This is a genomic window from Oleiphilus sp. HI0066 (assembly GCF_001635725.1).
On the sequence record NZ_LWFH01001453.1, the window covers coordinates 1 to 873 of the forward strand.

1 protein-coding gene and 1 pseudogene are annotated in these 873 nt (G+C 46.0%); both read left to right on the top strand.

The genetic code is table 11. The features are described 5' to 3' along the window. Positions 1-138: pseudogene (locus A3738_RS30125) on the top strand (DNA-directed RNA polymerase subunit alpha); the annotation flags it as partial. Positions 139-171: 33 nt separating this feature from the next. After that, the gene (gene rplQ / locus A3738_RS22645) at positions 172-561 is read left to right on the top strand and encodes a 50S ribosomal protein L17 (protein ID WP_068475250.1); all 390 of its coding nucleotides are present in this window, start codon (positions 172-174) and stop codon (positions 559-561) included. Positions 562-873: the final 312 nt, after the last annotated feature.

The window sequence follows — 873 nt, forward strand, 5'->3', positions numbered from 1 at the left end:
AAAACACCTAATTTAGGTAAGAAGTCCCTTACCGAGATTAAGGATGTTCTAGCGTCTCGTGGTCTTTCTTTAGGTATGCGTCTTGAAAACTGGCCGCCAGCTAGTTTAAAGGGCGATGATCGAGTGTTGGCTCACTAAGCCGCCTCGACTAGACAGGTAAGGAATTAGAAAATGCGTCATCGTAAAAGTGGTCGTAAATTCAACCGCAACAGCTCGCACCGTAAGGCGATGTTTAAAAACATGGCTGCATCTTTGGTCGAGCACGAGTTGATCAAAACGACATTGCCGAAAGCAAAAGAGCTTCGCCGTGTGGCTGAGCCTTTGATTACTCTAGCTAAGAATGATTCTGTAGCTAACCGTCGTTTAGCGTTCGCTCGCGTTCGTAATGACGAAGTTGTTGCTAAGTTGTTTGATGAACTAGGCCCACGCTACAAAGAGCGTCCTGGCGGCTATATTCGCATCCTTAAGTGCGGTTTCCGTACTGGTGATGCTGCGCCAATGGCTTACGTAGAGTTGGTTGACCGTCCTATCGTTGATGAGATCGACGAAGACGAAGAGTAAGCTTTTCAGAGTTACCGCTCAACGAAAAAACCCAGTCTACTGACTGGGTTTTTTTATGCCTGAATTTCGCCTGCAAGCACATTTTAGGCGAAGGTAAGATGGTTAAAAGTATGAAACACGTAATATTCAGTGATCGCTAGCACAAGGTGCGATTACGACTCAATGAATGTTGGTGTGTGGCTAAGCTTATTACAGCATTGGTTTAAGAAATTGTCCTGTAAACGAGCCGGGTATTTCAGCAACTTGTTCTGGTGTGCCCTCAGCAATGATATTTCCTCCACGCGTACCACCTTCGGGGCCAAGGTCAACGAT